The 22,301-nt window shown below is 62.7% G+C and carries 24 protein-coding genes and 1 pseudogene; 19 read left to right on the forward strand and 6 right to left on the reverse strand.

From position 1 onward, the window contains the following. The 14 genes and pseudogenes from paaH (at window position 1) to JET17_RS13400 (ending at window position 14,381) form a co-directional block, all read left to right on the forward strand. Window positions 1-1,518, forward strand: coding sequence for a 3-hydroxyacyl-CoA dehydrogenase PaaH (paaH, locus tag JET17_RS13335; RefSeq protein ID WP_012314479.1), 1,518 nt, complete (start codon window positions 1-3; stop codon window positions 1,516-1,518). After that, window positions 1,511-1,966, forward strand: a complete 456-nt coding sequence (gene paaI / locus JET17_RS13340) for a hydroxyphenylacetyl-CoA thioesterase PaaI (RefSeq protein WP_012314480.1) — start codon at window positions 1,511-1,513, stop codon at window positions 1,964-1,966. The genes paaH and paaI overlap by 8 nt, the downstream gene beginning before the upstream one ends. Next, complete coding sequence (gene pcaF, locus JET17_RS13345; RefSeq protein ID WP_012314481.1) at window positions 1,959-3,179, forward strand: 3-oxoadipyl-CoA thiolase; 1,221 nt, start codon at window positions 1,959-1,961, stop codon at window positions 3,177-3,179. Before paaI ends, pcaF begins: the two co-directional genes overlap by 8 nt. 106 nt (window positions 3,180-3,285) lie before the next feature. After that, a complete protein-coding gene (gene paaK / locus JET17_RS13350; RefSeq protein ID WP_012314482.1) occupies window positions 3,286-4,605 on the forward strand; it encodes a phenylacetate--CoA ligase PaaK in 1,320 nt (439 codons plus the stop codon). 483 nt (window positions 4,606-5,088) lie between these two features. Continuing rightward, the gene (gene paaA / locus JET17_RS13355; RefSeq protein WP_012314483.1) at window positions 5,089-6,078 is read left to right on the forward strand and encodes a 1,2-phenylacetyl-CoA epoxidase subunit PaaA; all 990 of its coding nucleotides are present in this window, start codon (window positions 5,089-5,091) and stop codon (window positions 6,076-6,078) included. 25 nt (window positions 6,079-6,103) lie between these two features. Beyond that, window positions 6,104-6,385, forward strand: a complete 282-nt coding sequence (gene paaB, locus JET17_RS13360) for a 1,2-phenylacetyl-CoA epoxidase subunit PaaB (protein WP_004374528.1) — start codon at window positions 6,104-6,106, stop codon at window positions 6,383-6,385. Window positions 6,386-6,393: 8 nt separating this feature from the next. Continuing rightward, entirely contained in the window at window positions 6,394-7,152 is a 759-nt protein-coding gene (paaC, locus tag JET17_RS13365) for a 1,2-phenylacetyl-CoA epoxidase subunit PaaC (protein WP_012314484.1), read from the forward strand. Continuing rightward, window positions 7,139-7,672, forward strand: a complete 534-nt coding sequence (paaD, locus tag JET17_RS13370) for a 1,2-phenylacetyl-CoA epoxidase subunit PaaD (protein ID WP_012314485.1) — start codon at window positions 7,139-7,141, stop codon at window positions 7,670-7,672. Before paaC ends, paaD begins: the two co-directional genes overlap by 14 nt. Before the next feature lie 15 nt (window positions 7,673-7,687). Continuing rightward, the gene (gene paaE, locus JET17_RS13375) at window positions 7,688-8,764 is read left to right on the forward strand and encodes a 1,2-phenylacetyl-CoA epoxidase subunit PaaE (RefSeq protein ID WP_012314486.1); all 1,077 of its coding nucleotides are present in this window, start codon (window positions 7,688-7,690) and stop codon (window positions 8,762-8,764) included. Window positions 8,765-8,846: 82 nt separating this feature from the next. Continuing rightward, on the forward strand, window positions 8,847-9,155 hold the full coding sequence (locus tag JET17_RS13380) for a DUF485 domain-containing protein (protein WP_012314487.1): 309 nt from the start codon (window positions 8,847-8,849) through the stop codon (window positions 9,153-9,155). Beyond that, window positions 9,146-10,714: pseudogene (locus JET17_RS13385) on the forward strand (cation acetate symporter); the annotation flags it as partial. The gene JET17_RS13380 and the pseudogene JET17_RS13385, both read left to right, overlap by 10 nt. A gap of 32 nt (window positions 10,715-10,746) precedes the next feature. Beyond that, on the forward strand, window positions 10,747-11,979 hold the full coding sequence (locus tag JET17_RS13390) for an OprD family porin (protein ID WP_012314489.1): 1,233 nt from the start codon (window positions 10,747-10,749) through the stop codon (window positions 11,977-11,979). 24 nt (window positions 11,980-12,003) lie between these two features. Beyond that, complete coding sequence (gene paaZ / locus JET17_RS13395; RefSeq protein WP_012314490.1) at window positions 12,004-14,055, forward strand: phenylacetic acid degradation bifunctional protein PaaZ; 2,052 nt, start codon at window positions 12,004-12,006, stop codon at window positions 14,053-14,055. A 155-nt stretch (window positions 14,056-14,210) separates the two neighbouring features. Further along, entirely contained in the window at window positions 14,211-14,381 is a 171-nt protein-coding gene (locus JET17_RS13400; protein ID WP_190273350.1) for a hypothetical protein, read from the forward strand. A 35-nt stretch (window positions 14,382-14,416) separates the two neighbouring features. On the opposite strand, the gene JET17_RS13405 is transcribed toward JET17_RS13400, so the two are convergent. The 4 genes from JET17_RS13405 to JET17_RS13420 form a co-directional block, all read right to left on the reverse strand. After that, window positions 14,417-14,686 (reverse strand): DUF6555 family protein, encoded by a 270-nt coding sequence (locus JET17_RS13405; RefSeq protein ID WP_012314491.1) that lies wholly within the window; start codon window positions 14,684-14,686, stop codon window positions 14,417-14,419. A gap of 101 nt (window positions 14,687-14,787) precedes the next feature. Continuing rightward, entirely contained in the window at window positions 14,788-15,978 is a 1,191-nt protein-coding gene (locus tag JET17_RS13410; RefSeq protein WP_012314492.1) for a zinc-dependent alcohol dehydrogenase, read from the reverse strand. A 72-nt stretch (window positions 15,979-16,050) separates the two neighbouring features. Beyond that, window positions 16,051-16,263 carry a general stress protein gene (locus tag JET17_RS13415; RefSeq protein WP_012314493.1) on the reverse strand — a complete coding sequence of 71 codons (213 nt, stop codon included), beginning with the start codon at window positions 16,261-16,263 and terminating at the stop codon, window positions 16,051-16,053. A 169-nt stretch (window positions 16,264-16,432) separates the two neighbouring features. After that, window positions 16,433-16,984, reverse strand: a complete 552-nt coding sequence (locus JET17_RS13420; protein WP_012314494.1) for an ATP-dependent Clp protease proteolytic subunit — start codon at window positions 16,982-16,984, stop codon at window positions 16,433-16,435. Window positions 16,985-17,185: 201 nt separating this feature from the next. On the opposite strand from JET17_RS13420, the gene JET17_RS13425 reads away from it, so the two are divergent. Genes JET17_RS13425 through JET17_RS13445 form a run of 5 tightly spaced genes read left to right on the forward strand, consistent with a single transcriptional unit; the run spans window position 17,186 to window position 21,501 of the window. Next, window positions 17,186-18,103: a DUF72 domain-containing protein gene (locus JET17_RS13425; RefSeq protein ID WP_012314495.1), complete on the forward strand. Its 918-nt coding sequence runs from the start codon at window positions 17,186-17,188 to the stop codon at window positions 18,101-18,103. After that, window positions 18,100-18,885: an endonuclease/exonuclease/phosphatase family protein gene (locus JET17_RS13430; protein ID WP_012314496.1), complete on the forward strand. Its 786-nt coding sequence runs from the start codon at window positions 18,100-18,102 to the stop codon at window positions 18,883-18,885. The genes JET17_RS13425 and JET17_RS13430 overlap by 4 nt, the downstream gene beginning before the upstream one ends. Further along, window positions 18,882-20,084 carry a cardiolipin synthase ClsB gene (clsB, locus tag JET17_RS13435; RefSeq protein WP_012314497.1) on the forward strand — a complete coding sequence of 401 codons (1,203 nt, stop codon included), beginning with the start codon at window positions 18,882-18,884 and terminating at the stop codon, window positions 20,082-20,084. Before JET17_RS13430 ends, clsB begins: the two co-directional genes overlap by 4 nt. Next, a complete protein-coding gene (locus JET17_RS13440; RefSeq protein WP_012314498.1) occupies window positions 20,084-21,043 on the forward strand; it encodes a lysylphosphatidylglycerol synthase domain-containing protein in 960 nt (319 codons plus the stop codon). The genes clsB and JET17_RS13440 overlap by 1 nt, the downstream gene beginning before the upstream one ends. Before the next feature lie 29 nt (window positions 21,044-21,072). Then, a complete protein-coding gene (locus JET17_RS13445) occupies window positions 21,073-21,501 on the forward strand; it encodes a hypothetical protein (RefSeq protein ID WP_012314499.1) in 429 nt (142 codons plus the stop codon). A gap of 84 nt (window positions 21,502-21,585) precedes the next feature. Here JET17_RS13445 and JET17_RS13450 read toward each other — a convergent pair whose 3' ends face one another. Both JET17_RS13450 and JET17_RS13455 read right to left on the reverse strand, forming a co-directional pair. Continuing rightward, the gene (locus JET17_RS13450) at window positions 21,586-21,816 is read right to left on the reverse strand and encodes a metallothionein (RefSeq protein WP_012314500.1); all 231 of its coding nucleotides are present in this window, start codon (window positions 21,814-21,816) and stop codon (window positions 21,586-21,588) included. Between the two features lie 2 nt (window positions 21,817-21,818). Further along, window positions 21,819-22,271 carry a hypothetical protein gene (locus JET17_RS13455; protein ID WP_012314501.1) on the reverse strand — a complete coding sequence of 151 codons (453 nt, stop codon included), beginning with the start codon at window positions 22,269-22,271 and terminating at the stop codon, window positions 21,819-21,821. Window positions 22,272-22,301: the final 30 nt, after the last annotated feature.

Raw genomic sequence — 22,301 nt, forward strand, 5'->3', positions numbered from 1 at the left:
ATGAGTGCACTTGAAAGTAACGCCCAGGTCGCGGTGATCGGCGCCGGTGCGATGGGGGCCGGCATCGCCCAGGTGGCCGCCCAGGCGGGGCACCCAGTTTGCCTGTATGACAATCGCCCAGGCGCTGCGGCCTTGGCCGTGCAAGGCATCGACCGTCAACTCGGCCGCCTGGTCGAAAAAGGCAAGCTCGACGCTGCCGCACGCCAGGCGATCAGTGCGCGCTTGCAGCCCGTGGAAACGCTCGACGCACTGGCCGATGCGCAGCTGGTAATCGAAGCGATCGTCGAAAACCTGCAGATCAAACAGGCACTCTTGCAGCAGCTTGAAGCCCTTTGCAGCGACAGCTGCATATTGGCCAGCAACACCTCATCGCTGTCGATCACCAGCCTGGCCGCCGGCCTGCGGCGGCCAGAACGGGTGGTCGGCATGCACTTTTTCAACCCTGCGCCGCTGATGGCGTTGGTCGAGGTCGTTTCAGGCCTGGCCACTGCCCCCGCTTTGGCCGCCACGCTGTACGACACGGCCACTGCCTGGGGCAAGCAGCCGGTGCATGCGCGTTCAACGCCGGGCTTCATCGTCAACCGGGTGGCGCGGCCGTTTTATGCCGAGAGCCTGCGCCTGTATCAGGAAGGCGCCGCCGCCTGCGCAAGCCTCGATGCGCTGATGCGTGACGCCGGTGGTTTCCGCATGGGCGCTTTCGAGCTGACCGACCTGATCGGCCACGATGTCAATTACGCCGTGACCTGCTCGGTATTCGACGCCTTTTATGGTGACTTCCGTTTCCAGCCCTCGCTTGTACAGAAAGAGCTGGTGGATGCCGGGCGTCTTGGGCGCAAGAGCGGCCAGGGTTTCTACGATTACAGCGAAGGTGCGCTGCGGCCGCAGCCCGCCGAGGTGCAAAGCACGGCGCGTGTCGAGTGCTGCGTGGTCGAAGGCAGCCTGGGCGTTATGCAGCCCTTGCTACAGCGCATCCAGGCCAGCGGCGTCCAGGTCACTGAGCGCCCGGGCAGTGGTCTGCTGCGGGTAGGTGATGCCACCCTGGCGTTGTCTGACGGCCGCCTCGCCAGCCAACGCGCGCGTGAAGATGGGCTGCGCAACCTGGTGCTGGTGGACCTCGCGCTGGATTACAGCAAGGCCGAACGGATTGCCATCAGCACTTGCCCCGACACCACCCCAGAGGCGTGCGAACACGCCGTGGCGTTGTTGCGCCAGGCGGGCCTGAAGGTTTGCCTGATAGCCGACCTGCCGGCCCTGGTGGTGTTGCGCACCGTCACCACACTCGCCAACGAAGCTGCCGATGCCGTGCTGCAAGGCGTCGGCTCGGCAGCCGACATCGACCTGGCCATGCGCGCTGGGGTCAATTACCCGCGCGGCCCGTTGGCCTGGGCCGAGCAGATCGGCATCGGCTACACCCTGCGCGTGCTGGACAACCTGCAGCGCTGCTACGGCGAGACCCGCTACCGCCCTTCGCTGCTGCTGCGCCGCGTACATGCCCAAGGAGGCCGACTGCATGACTGAAGCCCAACGTACCCCAGAGCAACTGGCACGCGCCTGCGCCGATGCAATGTTCTCCCGCGACCGCGCCACCCAGGCCCTGGGCGCTCGGCTGCTCGACGTCGGCCCCGGCCAGGCCCGCCTGAGCATGCCTGTGCGCGCCGACATGATTCAGGGCCACGGCAGTTGCCATGGTGGTTTCTTGTTCAGCTTGGCGGACTCGGCGTTTGCCTTCGCCTGCAACAGCTACGACGAAGCGACCGTGGCCTTGAACTGCAGCATCGACTACGTGGCACCGGCTTTCGAGCAGGACGTGCTCACCGCTACCGCCAGCGAAATCACCCGCAAGGGCCGCACGGGGCTGTATGACGTACGCCTTGAAAACCAGCGCGGCGAACTGATTGCCCTGTTCCACGGAAAATCCTACAAAGTGCGCGGCACGGTGTTGCCGCAGGAGACCCAGGATGACTGACCAGACTTTCGAACAGGCGTTGATCATCGACGCCGTGCGCACGCCGATCGGCCGTTATGGCGGCGCTTTAAGCAGCGTGCGCGCCGACGACCTCGCGGCAGTGCCGATCAGGGCGCTGATGGCCCGCCATCCCGAACTCGACTGGGCCGCCATCGATGACGTGATCCTCGGCTGCGCCAACCAGGCGGGCGAAGACAACCGTAACGTGGCTCGCATGGCTTCCCTGCTGGCCGGCCTGCCCGATGTGGTGCCGGGCACCACCCTCAATCGCCTGTGCGGTTCCGGGCTGGATGCCGTCGGCAGTGCCGCCCGCGCCCTGCGCTGCGGCGAGGCTGGGCTGATGTTGGCCGGCGGCGTCGAGTCGATGTCGCGAGCACCTTTCGTCATGGGCAAGTCAGAGCAGGCCTTTGGTCGCAGCGCCGAGCTGTTCGACACCACCATCGGCTGGCGTTTCGTCAATAAACTGATGCAGGCGCAGTACGGCATCGACTCGATGCCCGAGACCGCCGAGAATGTCGCCGCGCAGTTCGGTATTTCGCGTGAAGCCCAGGACGCCTTCGCCTTGCGCAGCCAGCAAAAGGCGGCTGCCGCCCAGGCAAGGGGCCGGCTGGCACGGGAGATCGTGCCGGTCGAGATCCCACAGCGCAAAGGCCCGGCCAAGCTTGTCGAGCATGATGAGCACCCCCGCGCTGACACCACCCTGGACCAGTTGACCAGGCTCGGCACGCCGTTCCGTGAAGGCGGCAGCGTGACAGCAGGCAACGCTTCGGGCGTCAACGACGGCGCTTGCGCCCTGCTGCTGGCCAGCACTAATGCGGCCCGCCGCCATGGCCTGAAGCCGCGCGGCCGGGTCCTGGGTATGGCCGCCGCTGGGGTCGAACCGCGCATCATGGGCATCGGCCCGGTCCCGGCGACCCGCAAGGTACTTGCGCAGGCCGGCCTGAGCCTGGCCGACATGGACGTCATCGAGTTGAACGAGGCATTTGCGGCCCAAGGCCTGGCGGTGCTGCGCGAGCTGGGCCTGGCTGACGACGACAAGCGCGTCAACCCCAATGGCGGTGCTATCGCCCTGGGGCATCCGCTGGGCATGAGCGGCGCACGGCTGGTGACCACCGCCCTGCACGAGCTGGAAGAACGCGGCGGCCGCTACGCCTTGTGCACCATGTGCATCGGCGTTGGCCAAGGCATTGCCCTGGTCATCGAGCGCCTCTGAGCACATCAGACCAATGGCCTGAGACTGAACACGACACGGGCAGTATGCTGCCCGCATGACACTCAAGGCCTTAGCGCCTACGTACAAGAACAATTCGAGTGAAGCCATGAACATGTACCACGATGCCGACCGCGCCCTGCTTGACCCGATCGAGACCGCCAGTGTCGACGAGCTGCGCCAGCACCAGCTGGACCGCCTGCGCTGGAGCCTGAAGCACGCCTACGACAATGTACCGCTGTACCGCCAGCGTTTCGACGAGTGCGGTGCCCACCCTGACGACCTTACCGCGCTGGAAGACCTCGCCAGGTTCCCCTTTACCGGCAAGAACGACCTGCGCGACAACTACCCCTATGGCATGTTCGCCGTGCCCCAGGAAGAAGTGGTGCGCCTGCACGCCTCCAGCGGCACCACAGGCAAGCCGACCGTAGTCGGTTACACCCAGAACGACATCAATACCTGGGCCAACGTGGTCGCCCGTTCGATCCGCGCGGCCGGTGGGCGCAAGGGGGATAAGGTGCACGTGTCGTACGGCTACGGCCTGTTCACTGGCGGCCTGGGCGCGCACTATGGCGCCGAACGGCTCGGTTGCACGGTGATCCCCATGTCCGGCGGCCAGACCGAGAAGCAGGTGCAGCTGATTCGCGACTTCCAGCCTGACATCATCATGGTCACGCCCTCGTACATGCTCAACCTGGCTGACGAGATCGAACGCCAGGGCATTGACCCGCACGACCTCAAGCTGCGCCTGGGGATCTTCGGCGCCGAGCCATGGACAGATGAGTTGCGCCGCTCGATCGAGCAGCGCCTGGGCATCAATGCCCTGGATATTTATGGGCTGTCAGAGATCATGGGGCCAGGGGTGGCGATGGAATGCCTGGAATCCAAGGACGGGCCGACCATCTGGGAAGACCACTTCTACCCCGAGATCATCGACCCGGTCAGCGGTGAGGTGCTGCCGGACGGGCAGCTGGGCGAACTGGTGTTCACCTCGTTGAGCAAGGAAGCGCTGCCAATGATCCGCTACCGCACCCGCGACCTGACACGCCTGTTGCCGGGTACGGCGCGGCCGATGCGGCGGATCGGCAAGATCACCGGGCGCAGTGACGACATGCTGATCATCCGCGGGGTCAACGTATTCCCCACGCAGATTGAAGAGCAGGTGCTTAAAATAAAACAGCTTTCAGAGCTGTATGAGATACACCTGTATCGCAATGGCAACCTGGACAGTGTCGAGGTGCATGTGGAGTTGCGTGGCGAGTGCCAGGCACTCGACGAGGCGCAGCGCAAATTGGTGGTGGCTGAGTTGAGCAGGCAAATCAAGACCTACATCGGCATCAGCACCCACGTGCGGCTGCAGCCTTGCGGCACACTCAAGCGCTCCGAAGGCAAGGCATGCCACGTTTACGACAAGCGCTTGGCTGGCTGATCGCTCAGCGCTGAGTCCTTTTTCCGGGGCCACCAGGTGCTTGGCTTGGCATTTTCAGCGCCTATCAGATCGAGCGCCGCCCGCGCGGCGCATCGCGACGCAAGGCCGCTCCTACATTTGTTTCGGGCCAGTTATTCCTGAGGGATTGGCGCGCGGCCCCTTGGTGCCTGTCCCGATATCGCGCCGGACAAACAAGGCGGTCGCGCGCAAATGCCATAGACCTGACTGGCCCGAAACAAATGTAGGAGCGGCCTTGCGCCGCGCGGGCGGCGCTCGATTTCCGCCCCACCTCCAAACCCAAGACAGGCACCTAGCCGCCATCACCCTATCTCCCGACAAGCACATAGCAGCCGCTGTGGGCACTTCTTCGCGGCAATCCGATACAAAAACATTATCCGATACCTAATAATATGTTTGATGTTGTGTTTTGTATCGCTTATAAATGACTCATGCCCCACCCAGCCCTGAGGCAGGAGTCAGAACATGTACGCACAGCTAGTCGATACCGGTGTAAAACGCGTCAAGTCGCTGGACGAAATGTCGCCTGAAGAGCGTCACTTCCAGGAAAAGATCGACGCCGAAATCAAGATCGAAGCCAAGAACTGGATGCCCGAGGCCTATCGTCAGACCCTCATCCGGCAGATCTCTCAACACGCCCATTCCGAAATCGTCGGTATGCTGCCCGAAGGCAACTGGGTCACCCGTGCGCCAAGCCTCAAGCGCAAGCTGCAGCTGATGGCCAAGATCCAGGACGAAGCGGGTCACGGCCTGTACCTGTACAGCGCCATGGAAACCCTCGGCGCCGACCGTGACGAAGAAATCGCCAAGCTGCACAGCGGCAAGGCCAAGTACTCGAGCATCTTCAACTACCCGACCCTGAGCTGGGCCGACATGGGCGCGGTAGGCTGGCTGGTCGATGGCGCCGCGATCGTCAACCAGGTGGTGCTGCAGCGCACCTCCTACGGCCCCTACTCCCGCGCCATGATCCGTATCTGCAAGGAAGAGAGCTTCCACCAGCGCCAGGGCTACGAGCTGCTGCTGACCATGATGCGCCACGGCACCCAGGCGCAGAAGGACATGGTCCAGGACGCCATCAACCGCCTGTGGTGGCCGTCGCTGATGATGTTCGGCCCAAGCGACGAGCACTCCCCCAATAGCGCCCAGTCGATGGCCTGGAAGATCAAGCGCCAGACCAACGACGAACTGCGCCAGCGTTTCATCGACCAGACCGTGCCACAGCTCGAACTGCTCGGCTGCACCGCGCCCGACCCGCACCTGAAGTGGAACGAGGCCCGCGGCCACTACGACTTCGGCGAAATCCAGTGGGACGAGTTCTACGAAGTCATCAAGGGCAACGGCCCGTGCAACCTGGAGCGTGTCGCCACCCGGCGCAAGGCTATCGAGGACGGTGCCTGGGTGCGCGAGGCCGCCGTGGCCTATGCGCGCAAGCAACAGAACAAGAACGCCGCCTGAGCGGCGATTGATGCGGAGAGCGAAAATGTCTGTCTGGACCCTCTACGAAGTGTTCGTGCGCAGCAAGCACGGCTTGAACCACAAGCATGTCGGCAGTGTGCATGCCGCCGACGCCGCCATGGCCATCGAGAATGCACGTGAGCTGTACACCCGCCGCAGCGAAGGCGTGAGCCTGTGGGTGGTGCCTTCGGCGCTGATCACCGCCTCCTCGCCTGACGAGAAAGACCCGTTGTTCGCCCCTTCGGACGACAAGGTCTACCGCCACGCCAGCTTTTACGAACTGCCCGACGAAGTCGGACACATGTGAGGTTGGCCATGCATACAGAAACGCTTATCCCGTATTTGCTGCTACTGGGCGACACCGCCCTGGTGCAGGGCCAGCGCCTTTGTGAATGGTGCGGCCATGCGCCGGCCATCGAAGAAGAGCTGGCCTTGATGAACGTCGGCCTCGACCTGGTCGGCCAGGCCCGCAACTGGCTGGAGTACGCCGCCGAGCTGCTCGATGACGGCCGTGACGCCGACGCCCTTGCCATGCTTCGCGACGAACGCGCCTACCGCAACCTGCTGCTGGTCGAGCAACCCAATGGCGACTTCGCTGTGACCATGACCAAGCAGTTCTTCTATGACGCCTGGCATTACGCGGTGCTACAGGGCCTGGCCGTGTCCAGCGACGAACGAATCGCCGGCATTGCCGCCAAGGCGCTCAAGGAGGTCACCTACCATCTGCGTCGCTCCGGCGAATGGGTGCAGCGTCTGGGCGGCGGTACCGACGAGAGCCGTCGGCGCATGCTCGATGCGATCCCGGCGCTGTGGCGCTTCACCGTCGAACTGACGCAAGGCAGCGAAAACGAAGTGCGCCTGGCCGAGGCTGGTATCGCTGCCGACCCACGCAGCGTCGGCGCGGCTTGGCTCAAGCAGGTGACAGCGATTTTCGAGTCGGTGCAACTGCCACTGCCCAAGGCGGCCAGCCATTTCTACCTGGACAGCCGCAAAGGCCTGCACACCGAGCACTTGGGGCTGTTGCTGGCCGAAATGCAGTTCCTGCCACGGGCCTATCCCGATGCAACCTGGTGAGCTGATTGCCAGCGACCTCGGCGCCCGTGCGGCCCGCGGCGATGACCTGGCACGGGCCTGGGCGGTCCTGGAGCAGGTCATGGACCCGGAAGTGCCGGTAGTCAGTGTGGTCGACCTGGGCATCGTCCGCGACCTCGACTGGCGCGCAGGCCACCTGCACCTTGTAGTCACGCCGACCTACTCAGGTTGCCCGGCGACCGAGGTCATCGAGGCCGACATCCGTGACGCGCTGCAACAGGCCGGTTTCGCTGCACCTGCGCTGGAGCGGCGGCTGACTCCGGCCTGGAGCACAGACTGGATCAGCGAGCTGGGCCGGCAACGCTTGCGCGCCTACGGCATCGCACCGCCAGAGGGCAGCACCAGCAAGCGCAGTTTGCTCGGTGAGGCTCCTCAGGTGTGCTGCCCGCAGTGCGCCAGCACACACACCGAAATGCTCAGCCAGTTCGGCTCCACGGCCTGCAAGGCGCTGTACCGCTGCCGCGAGTGCCTGGAGCCGTTCGACTATTTCAAATGTATTTGAGCCGTGGAGAACACCATGAGCCAGTTTCACAGCCTGACCATCAAGCAAGTGCGCAACGAGACCCGCGACGCAGTGTCCATCGCCTTTGAGGTGCCTGAGCACTTGCAGGCGCAATTCAGCTTCACCCAGGGCCAGTACCTGGTCATGCGTACCCAATTGGACAACGAGGAAGTACGCCGCTCCTATTCCATCTGCAGTGCGGTACAGGATGGCGAGCTGCGGGTAGCCGTCAAGCGCGTGCCGGGCGGGCGGTTTTCCGCCTTTGCCAATGACGTGCTCAAGGCTGGCCAGCAGTTGGAGGTGATGCCACCGTCCGGCAGCTTCTACGTACCGCTGGACCCTGCCCGCCAAGGCCACTACCTGGGCGTAGCCGCAGGCAGCGGCATCACACCGATCCTGTCGATCATCGCCACCACCTTGGCCAGTGAGCCGCGCAGCCGCTTCACCCTGCTGTATGGCAACCGGTCCAGCTCGGGGGCGTTGTTCCGCGACAAGCTCGAAGACCTGAAAAACCGTTACCTGGACCGTCTGAACCTGATTTTCGTGTTCAGCCGCGAACAGCAGGACGTCGACCTGTACAACGGCCGCATCGACGCAGACAAGTGCGGCCAGCTGTTTTCCCGATGGATGGACGTTGCCACGCTGGACGCGGCGTTCATCTGCGGCCCCCAGGCGATGACCGAAACCGTGCGCGACGGCCTGCTGGCCAATGGCATGGGCAAGGAGCGCATCCATTTCGAACTGTTTGCCGCCGCTGGCAGCGAAGCACGCCGCGAGGCCCGTGAGGCGGCGCGCCAGGTCGATTCGGCGCTCAGCCATATCACCGTGATCAGCGATGGCCGCGCCCTGTCGTTCGACCTGCCGCGCAACAGCCAGAACGTGCTGGACGCCGGTAATGCCATCGGCGCCGAGCTGCCCTACTCGTGCAAAGCGGGCGTGTGCTCCACCTGCAAGTGCCGGGTGGTCGAGGGCGAAGTTGAGATGGACAGCAACCATGCGCTGGAAGACTACGAAGTGGCGGCGGGCTATGTGCTGTCGTGCCAGACGTACCCGGTGAGCGACAAGGTGGTGCTCGACTTCGACCAGTTGTAAACCCGCGCCGCTTTTCAACACCGCATGCAACACCCGTGTGACCTCACAAAAAACAACTACAACACCAAGAGATCGCTGACCCATGACCCCCGAACGCATCGCTAGCATCGCCAACCACCCCGACTTCCAGCACCTGGTCCGGCGCAAGCGCCGCCTCAACGGCAGCCTGACCCTGGCCATGCTGGTGATCTACTACGGCTTCGTCCTGCTGGTGGCGTTCTCGCCCAGCACCCTCGGCCAGTCGCTCAGCGGTGGCGTGACCACCGTCGGCATGCTGGTGGGCGTGCTCATGGTGCTGTTGTCGTTCGCCCTCACCGGCATTTACGTGCACCGCGCCAACAACGTACTCGACCCGCTCAACGACAAGGTCAAGCAGGAGTGCGCGCAATGAACTGGACCGCCATCTCGATGTTCATGGTGTTCGTCTGCTTCACCCTCCTGGTGACCCGCTGGGCTGCCCTGCGTACCCGCTCGGCCAGTGATTTCTATACCGCCGGCGGCGGCCTGACAGGTATGCAGAATGGCCTGGCGATCGCAGGCGACATGATCAGCGCCGCGTCGTTTCTGGGCATTTCGGCAATGATGTTCATGAACGGCTACGACGGGCTGCTGTACGCCCTGGGCGTGCTGGCGGGTTGGCCGATCATCCTGTTCCTGATTGCCGAACGCTTGCGCAACCTGGGCAAGTACACCTTTGCCGATGTGGTGTCCTACCGCCTGGCTCAAACCCCCGTGCGCCTGACGTCGGCGTTCGGCACCCTGGTCGTGGCGCTGATGTACCTGGTGGCGCAGATGGTCGGTGCCGGCAAGCTGATCGAGCTGCTGTTCGGTATCAGCTACCTGTATGCGGTGATGCTGGTCGGGGTGCTGATGGTCGCCTACGTGACCTTCGGCGGCATGCTCGCCACCACCTGGGTGCAGATCATCAAGGCGGTGATGTTGCTCAGCGGTACCACGTTCATGGCCTTCATGGTGCTCAAGCACTTTGGTTTCAGCACCGAGGCGATGTTTGCCAGTGCCGTGGCCGTACACGCCAAGGGCCAGGCAATCATGGCGCCGGGTGGCCTGCTGTCGAACCCGGTGGACGCGATTTCCTTGGGCCTGGGCATGATGTTCGGCACGGCGGGCCTGCCTCATATCCTGATGCGGTTCTTCACCGTCAGCGATGCAAAGGAAGCGCGCAAGAGCGTGTTCTACGCCACCGGCTTCATCGGCTACTTCTACCTGCTGCTGATCGTCATCGGCTTCGGCGCCATCGTCATGGTCGGCACCGAGCCCTCTTACCGCGATGCGGCGGGCGCGATCATCGGTGGCGGCAACATGGTCGCGGTGCACCTGGCGCAGGCGGTGGGTGGCAACCTGTTCCTCGGTTTCATTTCTGCCGTGGCCTTCGCCACCATTCTGGCGGTCGTGGCTGGCCTGGCGCTATCCGGTGCGTCGGCGGTGTCCCACGACCTGTATGCCTGTGTGATGCGCAAAGGCCAGGCCACCGAGCAGCAAGAGATGCGGGTTTCGCGTATCGCCACCCTGGTGATCGGCCTGCTGGCAGTGGTGCTCGGGCTGGTGTTCGAGTCGCAGAACATCGCCTTCCTCTCCGGCCTGGTGCTGGCCGTCGCCGCGTCGGTCAACTTCCCGGTGTTGCTGCTCTCGATGTTCTGGAAGGGCCTGACCACCCGCGGTGCGGTGTGCGGGAGCATGGCGGGGCTGCTTTCGGCGGTCGTACTGGTTGTACTGGGCCCGGCGGTGTGGGTGAACGTGCTGCACAACGAACAGGCACTGTTCCCCTACAGCAATCCGGCGTTGTTCTCGATGAGCCTGGCGTTCCTCGGCGCCTGGGTGTTCTCGGTCACCGACAGTTCGGCGCGGGCCACCGAAGAACGTGGCCGCTACCTGGCGCAGTTCATTCGCTCCATGACCGGTATTGGCGCCGCCGGCGCCAGCAAGCACTGATTTTGAGAACAACCATGTCGGGTACAACAACAATGAACCGCACTCGCTTCTCTTGCCTCACCTGGCTTGCCACGCTCGCCCTGCCCTTGCCGGCCTTGGCGGACTTCGTCGGCGACAGCCATGCGCGCCTGGAACTGCGCAACCACTACCTCAACCGCGACTTCCGCCAGAGCAATGCGCCGCAGGCCAAGGCCGAGGAATGGGGCCAAGGCTTTACTGCCCGCCTGGAATCGGGCTTCACCGAAGGCCCGGTAGGCGTCGGCGTGGATGCCATGGGCCAGTTGGGCGTCAAGCTCGACAGCAGCCGTGACCGCCGCAACACCGGCCTGCTGCCGTTTGGCCCGAACAGCCACGAGCCTGTCGATGACTACAGTGAGTTGGGCCTGACCGGTAAAGTGCGCGTGTCCAAGAGCACCCTGCGCCTGGGCACCTTGCAGCCGATTCTGCCGGTAGTGGTTTACAACGACACGCGACTGCTGGCGTCGACCTTCCAGGGCGGGCTGCTGACCAGCCAGGAACTCGACGGCCTGACCGTCAACGCCGGACGCTTGACCAAGGCCAACCTGCGCGACTCTTCGGGCCGCGACGACATCGGCTACGGCGCCGCCAGCAGCGACCATCTGGACTTCGGTGGCGGCAGCTATGCCATTACCCCACAGACCAGCGTCAGCTACTACTACGCCAAGCTCGAAGACATCTACCGCCAGCAGTTTGTCGGCCTGGTCGACACCCGCCCGCTGGGCGAAGGCCTTAGCCTGCGTAGCGACCTGCGGTACTTCGACAGCCGCAATGATGGCGCCGAACGTGCCGGCAACATCGACAACCGCAACTTCAACGCCATGTTCACCCTCGGCGTCAGGGCACACAAATTCACCGCCACCTGGCAACAGATGTCCGGTGACAGCGCCTTCCCCTTCGTCAACGGCGGCGACCCGTTCACCGTGAACCTGGTGACCTACAACACCTTCACCCGTGCCGGGCTCGATTCGTGGCAGGTGCGCTATGACTACGATTTCGTTGCCATGGGCATTCCCGGCCTGAGTTTCATGACCCGTTACACCGACGGACGCCACGCCGAGACCGCGACCGTCAGCAACGGCCGTGAGCGCGAGCGCGATAGCGACCTCACCTATGTCATCCAGAGCGGTCCGTTCAAAGACGTCAGCCTGCGCTGGCGCAATGTCACCTTCCGTTCCGGCAATGGCCTGACCAATGCCGTGGACGAAAACCGCCTGATCATCGGCTACACCCTGGCGCTGTGGTAACAGTGCCCTTCAAAGGAGAACAGCATGTCTGACGCCCCAACCCTGCAGAGCTTCATTGCCGGCCGCTGGATCGGCCAGCACGGCGCCCAGGCCCTGCGCAGCGCCCTGGACGGTCATGTCCTGGCACACAGCCATGAAGAACGCCCGGACTTCGCCGAGGCAGTGGACTTTGCCCGCGCCCGAGGCGTGGCTGAACTGATGGCCATGGACTTCCAGCAGCGCGCCGCGCGGCTCAAAGCCCTGGCGCTGTACCTGGCTGAACGCAAGGAACAGCTTTACGCCCTGTCCCACCACAGTGGTGCCACCCGCGCTGACAGTTGGATCGACATCGAAGGCGGCAACGCCACGCTGTTCTCCTATGCTGGCATCGGCAGCCGCGAATTGCCTTCAGGCAACCTGGTACACGAAGGGCCGGCGATCCCGCTGGGAAAAAAGGGCCACTTTTCCGGTAGCCATATACTTGTGCCGCGTGCCGGTGTTGCCGTTCACATCAATGCCTTCAACTTCCCGATCTGGGGCATGCTGGAGAAGTTCGCCCCAACGTTCCTTGCCGGCATGCCATGCATCGTCAAGCCGGCGACTTCCACAAGCTACCTGACCGAAGCGGTGGTACGCCTGATGGATGCCTCTGGTCTGCTCCCCGCCGGCTGTCTGCAATTGGTGATCGGCAGCACCGGTGACCTGCTCGACCGCTTGCAGGGCCAGGATGTGGTGACCTTCACCGGTTCTGCTGACACCGCGGCAAAACTGCGTGTCACGCCCAACCTGATCCGCAATTCGGTACCCTTCACCGCCGAGGCCGACTCGCTCAATTGCGCCATCCTCGGCCCTGACGTGAGCCCGGACAGTGAAGAGTTCGAGCTGTACCTCAAGGAAGTGGTGCGCGAGATGACCACCAAGGCCGGGCAAAAATGCACAGCCATCCGCCGTGCCATCGTTCCGGCCAAGCACCTGGATGCCGTGGCCACACGCCTGCGCGAGCGCCTGAGCAAGGTGGTGGTCGGCGACCCTTCATTGGACGGCGTTCGCATGGGGGCCCTGGCCTCTCATGACCAGCAACGCGATGTCGGCGAGCGTGTACGTGCCCTGCTTCAAAGCTGCGATCAGCTGTTCGGCGCCAGCGACGGTTTCGCCCCACGTGGCGAGAGCGTTGCCGAGGGTGCGTTCTTCGCCCCAACCCTGCTTCAGGCACGAGACCCGCATGCCGAAGGCGGCGCCCACGATATCGAGGCCTTTGGCCCGGTCAGCACGCTGATGGCCTACGATGACCTGGACGAAGCTCTGGTCTTGGCAGCTCGTGGCAAGGGCAGCCTGGTCGCGACGCTGGTCACGGCCGACCGCGCCGTGGCCGCCAAGGCGATCCCGACCGCTGCAGCCTGGCATGGCCGCCTGTTGGTACTCGACCGTGAAGCTGCGCAAGAATCCACCGGCCACGGCTCGCCGCTGCCGCAACTCAAGCACGGCGGCCCCGGCCGCGCGGGGGGCGGCGAGGAGCTGGGTGGCTTACGTGCGGTCAAGCATTACCTGCAACGTGCGGCGATACAGGGCTCGCCGAGTATGCTGACGGCAGTGACCGGGGAATATGTACGCGGCGCCGAGGTAATCGAGAGCGAGGTACATCCCTTCCGCCGTCATTTCGACGAGCTGCGCATCGGCGAGTCGCTGCTGACCCACCGCCGCACGGTCACCGAGGCCGATCTGGTGAATTTCGGTTGCCTGTCGGGCGATCACTTCTACATGCATTTCGACGAGATAGCCGCCAGGCAATCGCAGTTCGGCAAGCGCATCGCACATGGTTACTTCGTGCTTTCGGCGGCGGCCGGGCTGTTCGTCTCCCCGGGCGAAGGCCCGGTATTGGCCAACTACGGGCTGGATACCCTGCGTTTTATAACCCCGGTCGCCATTGGCGATACCATTCAGGCGCGCCTGACCTGCAAACGCAAGATCGACCAAGGCAAGACCAGCCCGTTGGGGCAGCCTCAGGGGGTGGTAGCTTGGGATGTAGAAGTCACCAACCAGTTGGGGGAGCTGGTGGCCAGTTACGACATCCTGACCTTGGTGCTGAAGCAGCCTTGAGCGATGGTTTTGACTGCACCGGCAATTGCTCCGCAGCCAACAAGGCAGGTCGCGCCCATGGGCAATGACCCATTGGTCGGTATTTTCAGGACGCAGGCTGATCATCCGTAGCTCGATCACACTCCAAACTGCATCTGACGCCAAGGAGAACCGTGATGAGCCAACTAATGAAAATGGGTGGCGGTAACGTCCAGGATGACTGGCCTGAACTGGATCCGGGCCAGCCCGACGATCGGGTGGACGACCCGGATGCTGACCCGAATGTCACCGACGATGAGGAGAATCGCCCAGGGGTACCAGCAAGCGATCCCGAGTCAGGCGCTTGACTATAGGGAGCGGGCGAAAGCCCGCTCCTTTTCCCTCAACTGCTAATCGCAGAGTCACTGACCGGCTGGTTGGGTTTCCCCCCGGACAGCCGCCAACTCACTGCGGTAATCCCATAGCGCTCAGCCATTGGCTTGCTGACTTTCTTGATTTTTTCGCGGCCAAACTTAGGAATGATGCCAATACCCGCATCACAACTGGCCCAGTGCCAGGCTTCGGTGTTATCCATCCGCTCCATGCGGATAATGAAACTGCGTGGCTCGCCATGCAGTTGGTAGTCAATGATGTACAGCTGGGGGTTAGGCATCACGGGGCCCTCCTCTTCTCCATGGATGACTCATTCATTGAGTGATGCCCGCCAGGAAAGATTCAAAATAATTGTCCAACAATTCCCCTCTGCGACACCCCTCAAGGCAACGGGTCGGGTGCAGCGCCAGGTACCAGGATCACCTTGCGGCAGCGCTCCTGCTGCTCATCGAACATTTCGTAGCCTCGCGCGGCATCTTCCAGCGCCAGCCGGTGAGTGATGATCGCTTGCGGGTTGAGCCGGCCTGCCTCGATGTGTTCGAGCAACTCCGGCAGGTAGCGATGGACGTGCGTCTGGCCCATGCGGAAAGTCAGGCCCTTGTCGAATGCGTCGCCGAACAGGAAGCCGTGAATGAAACCGGCATAGACCCCCGGCACGCTTACCACGCCACCACGGCGAACCGCAGCGATGCTCTGGCGTAAAGCCTTACCGCTGCTACCTTCGAGTTTAAGAGCAGTCAGCACGGTTTCGGTGGTGCTGCCTTTGGCTTCGAAGCCCACGGCATCGATCACTGCATCGACGCCCCGCATGCCGCGCGTCTGGCGAATGATGGTGTCGGCAGGATCGTCGTCGTGGGCAAAGTCGATAGGAATTACGCCGTAGGCCTGATGGGCATAGTCCAGGCGATAGCCGCATTCATCGACCATGAAAATCTGCTCTACCCCCAGCATTCTTGCACAGGCCGCTGACAGCAGCCCGACCGGCCCTGCGCCATAGATAGCCAGCGATGCGCCCTGCCCGACTTCTGCGTTGAGCACCGCCTGCCAGGCGGTGGGCAGGATATCAGACAGGAACAGCAGCTGATCATCGGCCAGGTGCCCCGGTACCTTGAACGGCCCGGTGTTGCCTTTGGGAACGCGTACGTAGTCGGCCTGGCCACCTGGCACCCCTCCGTACAGGTGGCTGTAGCCGAACAAGGCTGCACCCGGCGGGATAACCTTCTTGTTGAGAATCGCCCCGGGGCCCGTATTGGTGGTTTCACAGGCCGCGAACAGCTGGTGCTGGCAGAAGAAGCAGTCGCCGCACGCGATCACGAACGGGATCACCACCCGGTCACCGGGGCGCACGGCTGTCACTGCGCTACCAACGTCTTCGACGATCCCCATGAACTCGTGGCCAAGGATATCGCCCGTCTCGACCAAAGGGATCTTGCCGCGATACAAGTGCAAGTCTGAGCCGCAGATGGCCGTGGCGGTCACACGCAGAAGGATATCGTCATCTTCCTGCAGCTCCGGCTCGGGTACGTTGTCAACACGGACATCGCCAGCGCCGTGATAGGTCAAAGCGCGCATGCTTGAGTCTCCCTACGAGGACATGGGACGAGGCCGCTGGCAATGCCGACAGGCCTCGGCTAACGCGTCTGTTCAACTAGGCTGGCGGCCTCCACCATGGCTGTTCTGCCCGCCCTTGCGGCCAGCTTGCGAGGCACGCTCTCTGTCATTGGCAAAGTTGCCACCCGACGCCTGCCCGCCCTTCTGGCCGGCACGGGATGCCCGTTCGCGGTCATTGGCAAAGTTGCCCGGGTTGGTTTCCTTGGTGCCGCCTCGTTGTCCAGTCCGCTCTTGATCACGAGCCATGTCGTTTCTCCTTGCGATGGGATGGTTGGACGCATGAATCTTTGCCATGCCCTGTTTCCGAGCCGCCGATGCGCACGAATGCTCAATTCAATCGTGGGCAGCCGACCGGTGGCACGAAAAACCGCCCGGGAAAATGTTTGCGCGCTCCCTGATGCCGGTGCTGTGAGCTTTACGCATGCACACTCCACTGTGTGACTTGTGCCTCGATCGGCATTTCATCGACGGCATGGATCAGGCCGCTCCCCAGTGCCTCCTGAGGATCCAGTATTCGCGGGTCAGCCATCAGGTAGCGCTGCACATCCAATACTTCGGCGCTGCCAGCGGTTCTTTCGGCAACGATCTGGGCATACAGCCGCAAATCATAATCAAGACTCATCGCATACTCGGCCATACGCGCGTGGTCGACCGCGCCATGCAGCGTCCAGTGAAACGGGTGAAACAGGAACTTGCTCATGGCGCAGGCGGTACGGTGCTCACCCGCCAGAAACAGGATGTTGCCCATCGATTCGACTGTGCCAAGGTTGTGCGTGTGCACGGGTACAGGCAAGGCGCGCAGAAAGTTGTACAAGGTAAACCCATAACTGCATTCGCCGCCCATCGTGGCGATATTCAACTGAAGTAGATCGGCCCCCTGTTGCATCACCTTGGAGCAGGTACTGATCAGGTTGCCGCAGGTGGATGAGTTGATCGGGCCGGTGAAGTGAATGATGTGTCGGGCCATGCTTACCTCCAGATTGGCGGGTCATTGCCGTATGTCGAACAGGCCTCCCATCGCAACATATTGGTCAGGTCTGGTTTTCGGTGGAAACGTGTGCGGGTGCAAAGTTCCCTGGCCAGGGCCAGGTCGCCACTGATCAACCATCCTGAACCGTTTGTGGTCGTTGCGTGTCGCTAGTGAAGGGACAGCAATGAGGACCACAGTGTGAGCGAGATCCGCATCGGCATATCCGGATGGCGCTATGGCCCCTGGCGCAAGGACTTCTACCCCAAGGGGCTGCGGCAGGATAACGAACTGGCATTTGCCTCGCGCGCCGTGAACAGCATAGAAATAAACGGGTCGTTCTATAGCCTGCAAACACCGGAACGCTATGAGCGCTGGCGGGACGATACGCCGGAAGACTTCGTCTTTTCAGTCAAAGGGCCCCGCTATATCACGCATGGGCGGCGCCTCAAGGACATCGAAGAGCCGCTGGCTAACTTCTTTGCATCTGGCCTTTTATCGCTGGGCGATAAGCTGGGGCCGGTTCTGTGGCAGTTCCCGCCGAACATGAAATTCGATGAGGATCGCTTCGAGCGCTTCCTCGCGCTATTGCCTCACGACCGCCAGGCGGCGAGCGCCTGTGCCCGCAACTGCGCGGAGCGTTTACGGGGCAATGGCGGGACGGCCATCGACGGCAATGCACGCATTCGCCACGCAGTGGAAATACGTAATGAGAGCTTTCTGTGCGAGGCGTTCGTCCGGATGCTGCGCAAGTACCGGGTGGCGCTCGTGGTCGCCGACAGCGCGGGCAAGTGGCCCTATGTCGAAGATGTGACCGCCGACTTCGTCTACCTGCGTCTGCACGGCGATGTCGAGCTTTACAGCAGCGGATATACAGCCCGCGCATTGCGCCGCTGGAAGCAGCGTATCGAATGCTGGAGCCGCGGCGCACAACCAGACGATGCCCACCTGATCATCGATCAGCCGCCACCTCGGCGTGCCTCACGGGATATCTATTGCTACTTCGATAACGACCAGAAGGTACATGCCCCATACGACGCACGCCGTCTACTGGACAAAATGGATCTGAATGGCCACTTGGTGACAGAACCGGGTGTCACACCGCAGGTGGAATTGTGAACAAGACACTGCAAACGCCTGCCAGCATCATCGACCGGGTCACGGCGGTACATCGTCTCAATGTATTGACGATCAACGTACACAAAGGCTTCACCGCGCTGAACCGGCGTTTCATCCTGCCCGAATTGCGCGAGGCGGTACGTGCCACCGATGCCGACCTTGTGTTCCTGCAGGAGGTCCATGGCAGCCATGAGCACCACGCCTTGCGCCATCCCGCGTGGCCCGAAACCCCGCAATATGAATTCCTGGCCGACAGCATGTGGCCGCAGTTCGCCTACGGCCGTAATGCCATTTACCCGCACGGTGATCATGGCAACGCGCTGCTGTCGAAATTCCCTATCGTCGAGCACCGCAACCTCGATGTATCGATCCATGGCAACGAACAGCGCGGCTTGCTGCACTGCCGTCTGGACGTGCCAGGCCACGAATCGGTTCATGCAGTCTGCGTGCATCTGGGGTTGCGTGAAGCCCATCGGCAGCGCCAGGTAAGCCTGCTGTTCGACTTGCTCGACAGCTTGCCTGCCGAAGCGCCTGTGATTGTCGCCGGGGACTTCAACGACTGGCGCCTGAAAGCCGATGCCGTGCTCTCGCAACGCCTGGTAGAAGCGTTCGGTGAGCATTTTGGTAGCCCGGCCCGCAGTTTCCCGGCGCGCCTGCCGCTGCTGCGGTTGGACCGTATCTACTTGCGCAATGCCAAACCGAGCAAAGCGCAAGTGCTGTCCCATTATCCCTGGTCACACTTGTCTGACCATGCACCGTTGGCTGCGGAGATCAATCTGTGAACAAACCTTGGGTGGAGGGCAACAGCGTCGAGCTGTTGATCAATGGAGAAGGCTATTACCCGCGTGTATTCGAGGCCATGGCCCAGGCGCGCGAAGAAATCCTGCTGGAAACGTTCATCATCTTCGACGATAAGGTCGGCCAGCAGCTGCAGCGCGTTCTGATCGATGCGGCGCGCCGCGGCGTACGGGTGGAACTGGCGGTGGATGGGTACGGCACAGCCGACCTGCCGGATGCCTTCATTTCGGCCATGACCGAAGCGGGTGTGCGTTTTCACGCTTTCGACCCGCAACCGCGGGTGGCCGGCATGCGGACCAACCTCTTCCGGCGCCTGCACCGCAAGATCGTCGTGGTAGATGGCGAGCGGGCGTTCATTGGCGGGATCAACTACAGCGCCGATCACCTGGGCGATTATGGCCCGATGGCCAAGCAGGACTATGCGGTGGAAGTGCGTGGCCCGGTGGTGGCGCAGGTGCACGCCTCCAGCCGACGGCTGATGGCTCCGGTGCTCGAACAGCCCAGTGAGGTACAGCCGCTCACCCAGCCCGCCGGCCAGGTAAGCGCCGTGCTGGTCGAGCGGGACAACACGCGCCACCGTAGCGATATCGAGGCCTGTTACCTGCAGGCCGTGCGTTCTGCCCGTCAACGCATCGTGGTTGCCAATGCTTACTTCTTCCCCGGTTACCGCCTGTTGCGCGAGTTACGCAATGCAGCGCGCCGTGGGGTGCAGGTAACCCTGATCCTGCAGGGTCAGCCGGACATGCGCTGGGTACGTGCGCTGTCGAGACTGTTGTACAACTACCTGTTGCGCGACGGCGTGCATATTCACGAGTACTGCCAGCGTCCTCTGCACGGCAAAGTGGCGCTGGTGGACGATGAATGGTCGACGGTAGGCTCCAGCAACCTCGACCCGCTGAGCCTGTCGTTCAATCTTGAGGCCAACCTGCTCATCCGTGATCGGGCGTTCAACCAACATCTGTACCAACACCTGGCCTCGCTCGCCAGTGACCAATGCAAGGCGGTGACACTGGAGCGGATGATCCGCGGCTATTGGTGGCGGGCGCCGCTGATTTTCATCGGTTTTCACCTGACCCGCTACTTCCCGCGCATTGCCGGCTGGTTCCCGGCGCACCGGCAACGCCTGAAATCTGTCCAGCCTGAAGTGCAGGCCCAGGGCGACCTTCACGAGGGCAATACCTGATGAAGCACAAAGCCTGGCATACCTGGGGCAAGCGCCTGCTGACCCTGCTGTTCATCGTGCTGATTCCGGCGCTGCTGTACATGCTGGCGCGCAACCTTGACTGGAACGAGGTTCGCCAATCACTGGTTGCCTACAAGCCAAGCACCCTGATCATCGGCTTGGGCCTGGCGCTGTGCAGCTACCTGACATTCGCCAGCTACGACCTGCTGGCACGCGCCTACACCGGCCACCACCTACCGGCGCGCCAGGTGCTGCCGGTTGCCTTCGTCTGCTATGCCTTCAACCTCAACTTTACTACCTGGGTGGGCGGTGTTGCCTTGCGTTACCGGTTATACGGGCGGCTGGGCCTGGACACGGGGACCATCACCAAGATCCTGACCCTGGGGCTGCTGACCAACTGGATGGGTTACATGCTGCTTGCCGGTACGGTGTTCGCCCTGCGCCTGGTCAAATTGCCGGAAAATTGGGCAGTGGGCGTAACCGGGCTGCAGATGATCGGTTTTCTGCTGCTGGGTGTGGCGCTCGCCTATCTGCTGGCCTGCGGTTTTGCCAAGCGTCGTACATGGCGTGTGCGCGAGCATGAAATCACCCTGCCTTCGCTGCGCCTGGCGCTGTGCCAGGTAGCGCTGGGTGCCAGCAACTGGGCATTGATGGCAGCGCTGATTTACTGGCTGCTACCCGGCGACCTGTTCTACCCCTCGATTCTCGGTATCTTGCTGATCAGTTGCGTGGCTGGAGTTGTCGCTCACATTCCCGCCGGGCTGGGTGTGCTTGAAGCCGTGTTTCTCGCTTTGCTGCACGGCCAACTGGGCCAGGGCAGCCTGGTGGCGGCGCTGCTGGGCTACCGCACCCTTTACTACCTGATCCCGCTGCTGCTGGCGGTTATTACCTATCTGGTGCTGGAAAAACGCGCCCGCGCTATGCGCCAACGCGGTGAAGCGACATTACGCAAGACCTGAACACGGGCCCAAGGCCCGGGAGGTGGCACATGCGTTTATCCCTGGTGATGGTGGTGCTGGGCGGCCTGGCCAGCACAGAGGTATTGGCCGAAGCGTGCGAGGTGATGACCCGCTCCGCCAGTGAAGCTGTCAAACCCGTTGAAGGACGGACCTGCTACAGCTACAGCAACATGCCCGCTGAAGCCATCGATTGGTCATGCAGCAATGAAAGCAAGGAGATGCTCAGCACTGAGAAACGTAAAGTCCCGCGCTGCGCCGATGGCAGTGTGGGTAGCTGCATCGCGCCGTTGACGCAGGAGACCCTTGCCAATCCGAAATCGGCAGGGCGCGACGAGCCCTCTACGCGCCCGACACTGCCCAAGGGGGCACAGGTAATCACCTATTATTACGACACCCCCAGCCTCGGTCAGGCCCGTACCGACTGCGAGCGCAATGACGGGATCTGGCAGACGCATTGAAGCTCAGGCTTGCCGCGCCCCGGGAGCCGGCATTGCCAGTTCCCGGGGCGCGTGCTGCAACAGATATCGAGCTGTCCAAGAGGCTCAGGGGGAAATCGGGTCGCTGGCCGGGAAGGTTTCATCCAAGGCATTGTCGACCTTGTTTTCATCGGGCTGAGCCGCTTCACCGCACTTGCAATCACTCATACGGCACGGCTCACCGTTGCGGTGCCCTGATGCACAGGCTTCACAGCAATAGGCTTTTTCATTCTGCATGCGGGCATTCTCGTCCACCGTGCACGAACAGTTCGCACAGGCACATCGACGCTCATTCATGGTCACTTCCTCGGCTCGTTATCAACCACTGCATCAGTCCAGGGTTCACCGTCCAGCGGAGCGGACCTTGCCAGCTCGGCTTCGTCCAGGCCAATGCCACCACCGATCTCCTGCTCATCGACCTCACGCAGGTTCTCATCCGCTGGGCCGTCGTCATCGCCCGGTTCGTAGGGGTCGCGTGCGCCGGTTTCATCCAGCAGGGTGCCGGGGCTAAGGTCATCGTCGGTGACGTTGCCTTCCTGCGCGCTGTCCGTCAGTGTCTCACCACCGGTCATGCCGCCTTCTGCGACACGCCGCGCAGGGAACTCCTTCGCCACTTCAGCCGCCGGGCGTTCGTCCCCTATGCGCCCCTCAGGGCGGTCATTGAAGTCCAGCTCGTGCACGCTGCCCATGCGGTCCTCGGTGTCATCGATTTCGCTGGGGGTATAGGGCTGGCGATCATCGGGTCGGCTCATTTGGGATCTCCGTCAGGGGTGTGTCCGGTC

The organism is Pseudomonas putida, from assembly GCF_016406145.1.
GTDB lineage: Bacteria > Pseudomonadota > Gammaproteobacteria > Pseudomonadales > Pseudomonadaceae > Aquipseudomonas > Aquipseudomonas putida_E.

Bases quoted from the DNA above. Each gene is read 5' to 3' on its own strand.
- paaH (WP_012314479.1), top strand. From the start codon at position 1: ATGAGTGCACTTGAAAGTAACGCCCAGGTCGCGGTGATCGGCGCCGGT.
- paaI (WP_012314480.1), top strand. From the start codon at position 1,511: ATGACTGAAGCCCAACGTACCCCAGAGCAACTGGCACGCGCCTGCGCC.
- pcaF (WP_012314481.1), top strand. From the start codon at position 1,959: ATGACTGACCAGACTTTCGAACAGGCGTTGATCATCGACGCCGTGCGC.
- paaK (WP_012314482.1), top strand. From the start codon at position 3,286: ATGAACATGTACCACGATGCCGACCGCGCCCTGCTTGACCCGATCGAG.
- paaA (WP_012314483.1), top strand. From the start codon at position 5,089: ATGTACGCACAGCTAGTCGATACCGGTGTAAAACGCGTCAAGTCGCTG.
- paaB (WP_004374528.1), top strand. From the start codon at position 6,104: ATGTCTGTCTGGACCCTCTACGAAGTGTTCGTGCGCAGCAAGCACGGC.
- paaC (WP_012314484.1), top strand. From the start codon at position 6,394: ATGCATACAGAAACGCTTATCCCGTATTTGCTGCTACTGGGCGACACC.
- paaD (WP_012314485.1), top strand. From the start codon at position 7,139: ATGCAACCTGGTGAGCTGATTGCCAGCGACCTCGGCGCCCGTGCGGCC.
- paaE (WP_012314486.1), top strand. From the start codon at position 7,688: ATGAGCCAGTTTCACAGCCTGACCATCAAGCAAGTGCGCAACGAGACC.
- JET17_RS13380 (WP_012314487.1), top strand. From the start codon at position 8,847: ATGACCCCCGAACGCATCGCTAGCATCGCCAACCACCCCGACTTCCAG.
- JET17_RS13390 (WP_012314489.1), top strand. From the start codon at position 10,747: ATGAACCGCACTCGCTTCTCTTGCCTCACCTGGCTTGCCACGCTCGCC.
- paaZ (WP_012314490.1), top strand. From the start codon at position 12,004: ATGTCTGACGCCCCAACCCTGCAGAGCTTCATTGCCGGCCGCTGGATC.
- JET17_RS13400 (WP_190273350.1), top strand. From the start codon at position 14,211: ATGAGCCAACTAATGAAAATGGGTGGCGGTAACGTCCAGGATGACTGG.
- JET17_RS13405 (WP_012314491.1), bottom strand. From the start codon at position 14,686: ATGCCTAACCCCCAGCTGTACATCATTGACTACCAACTGCATGGCGAG.
- JET17_RS13410 (WP_012314492.1), bottom strand. From the start codon at position 15,978: ATGCGCGCTTTGACCTATCACGGCGCTGGCGATGTCCGTGTTGACAAC.
- JET17_RS13415 (WP_012314493.1), bottom strand. From the start codon at position 16,263: ATGGCTCGTGATCAAGAGCGGACTGGACAACGAGGCGGCACCAAGGAA.
- JET17_RS13420 (WP_012314494.1), bottom strand. From the start codon at position 16,984: ATGGCCCGACACATCATTCACTTCACCGGCCCGATCAACTCATCCACC.
- JET17_RS13440 (WP_012314498.1), top strand. From the start codon at position 20,084: ATGAAGCACAAAGCCTGGCATACCTGGGGCAAGCGCCTGCTGACCCTG.
- JET17_RS13445 (WP_012314499.1), top strand. From the start codon at position 21,073: ATGCGTTTATCCCTGGTGATGGTGGTGCTGGGCGGCCTGGCCAGCACA.
- JET17_RS13450 (WP_012314500.1), bottom strand. From the start codon at position 21,816: ATGAATGAGCGTCGATGTGCCTGTGCGAACTGTTCGTGCACGGTGGAC.
- JET17_RS13455 (WP_012314501.1), bottom strand. From the start codon at position 22,271: ATGAGCCGACCCGATGATCGCCAGCCCTATACCCCCAGCGAAATCGAT.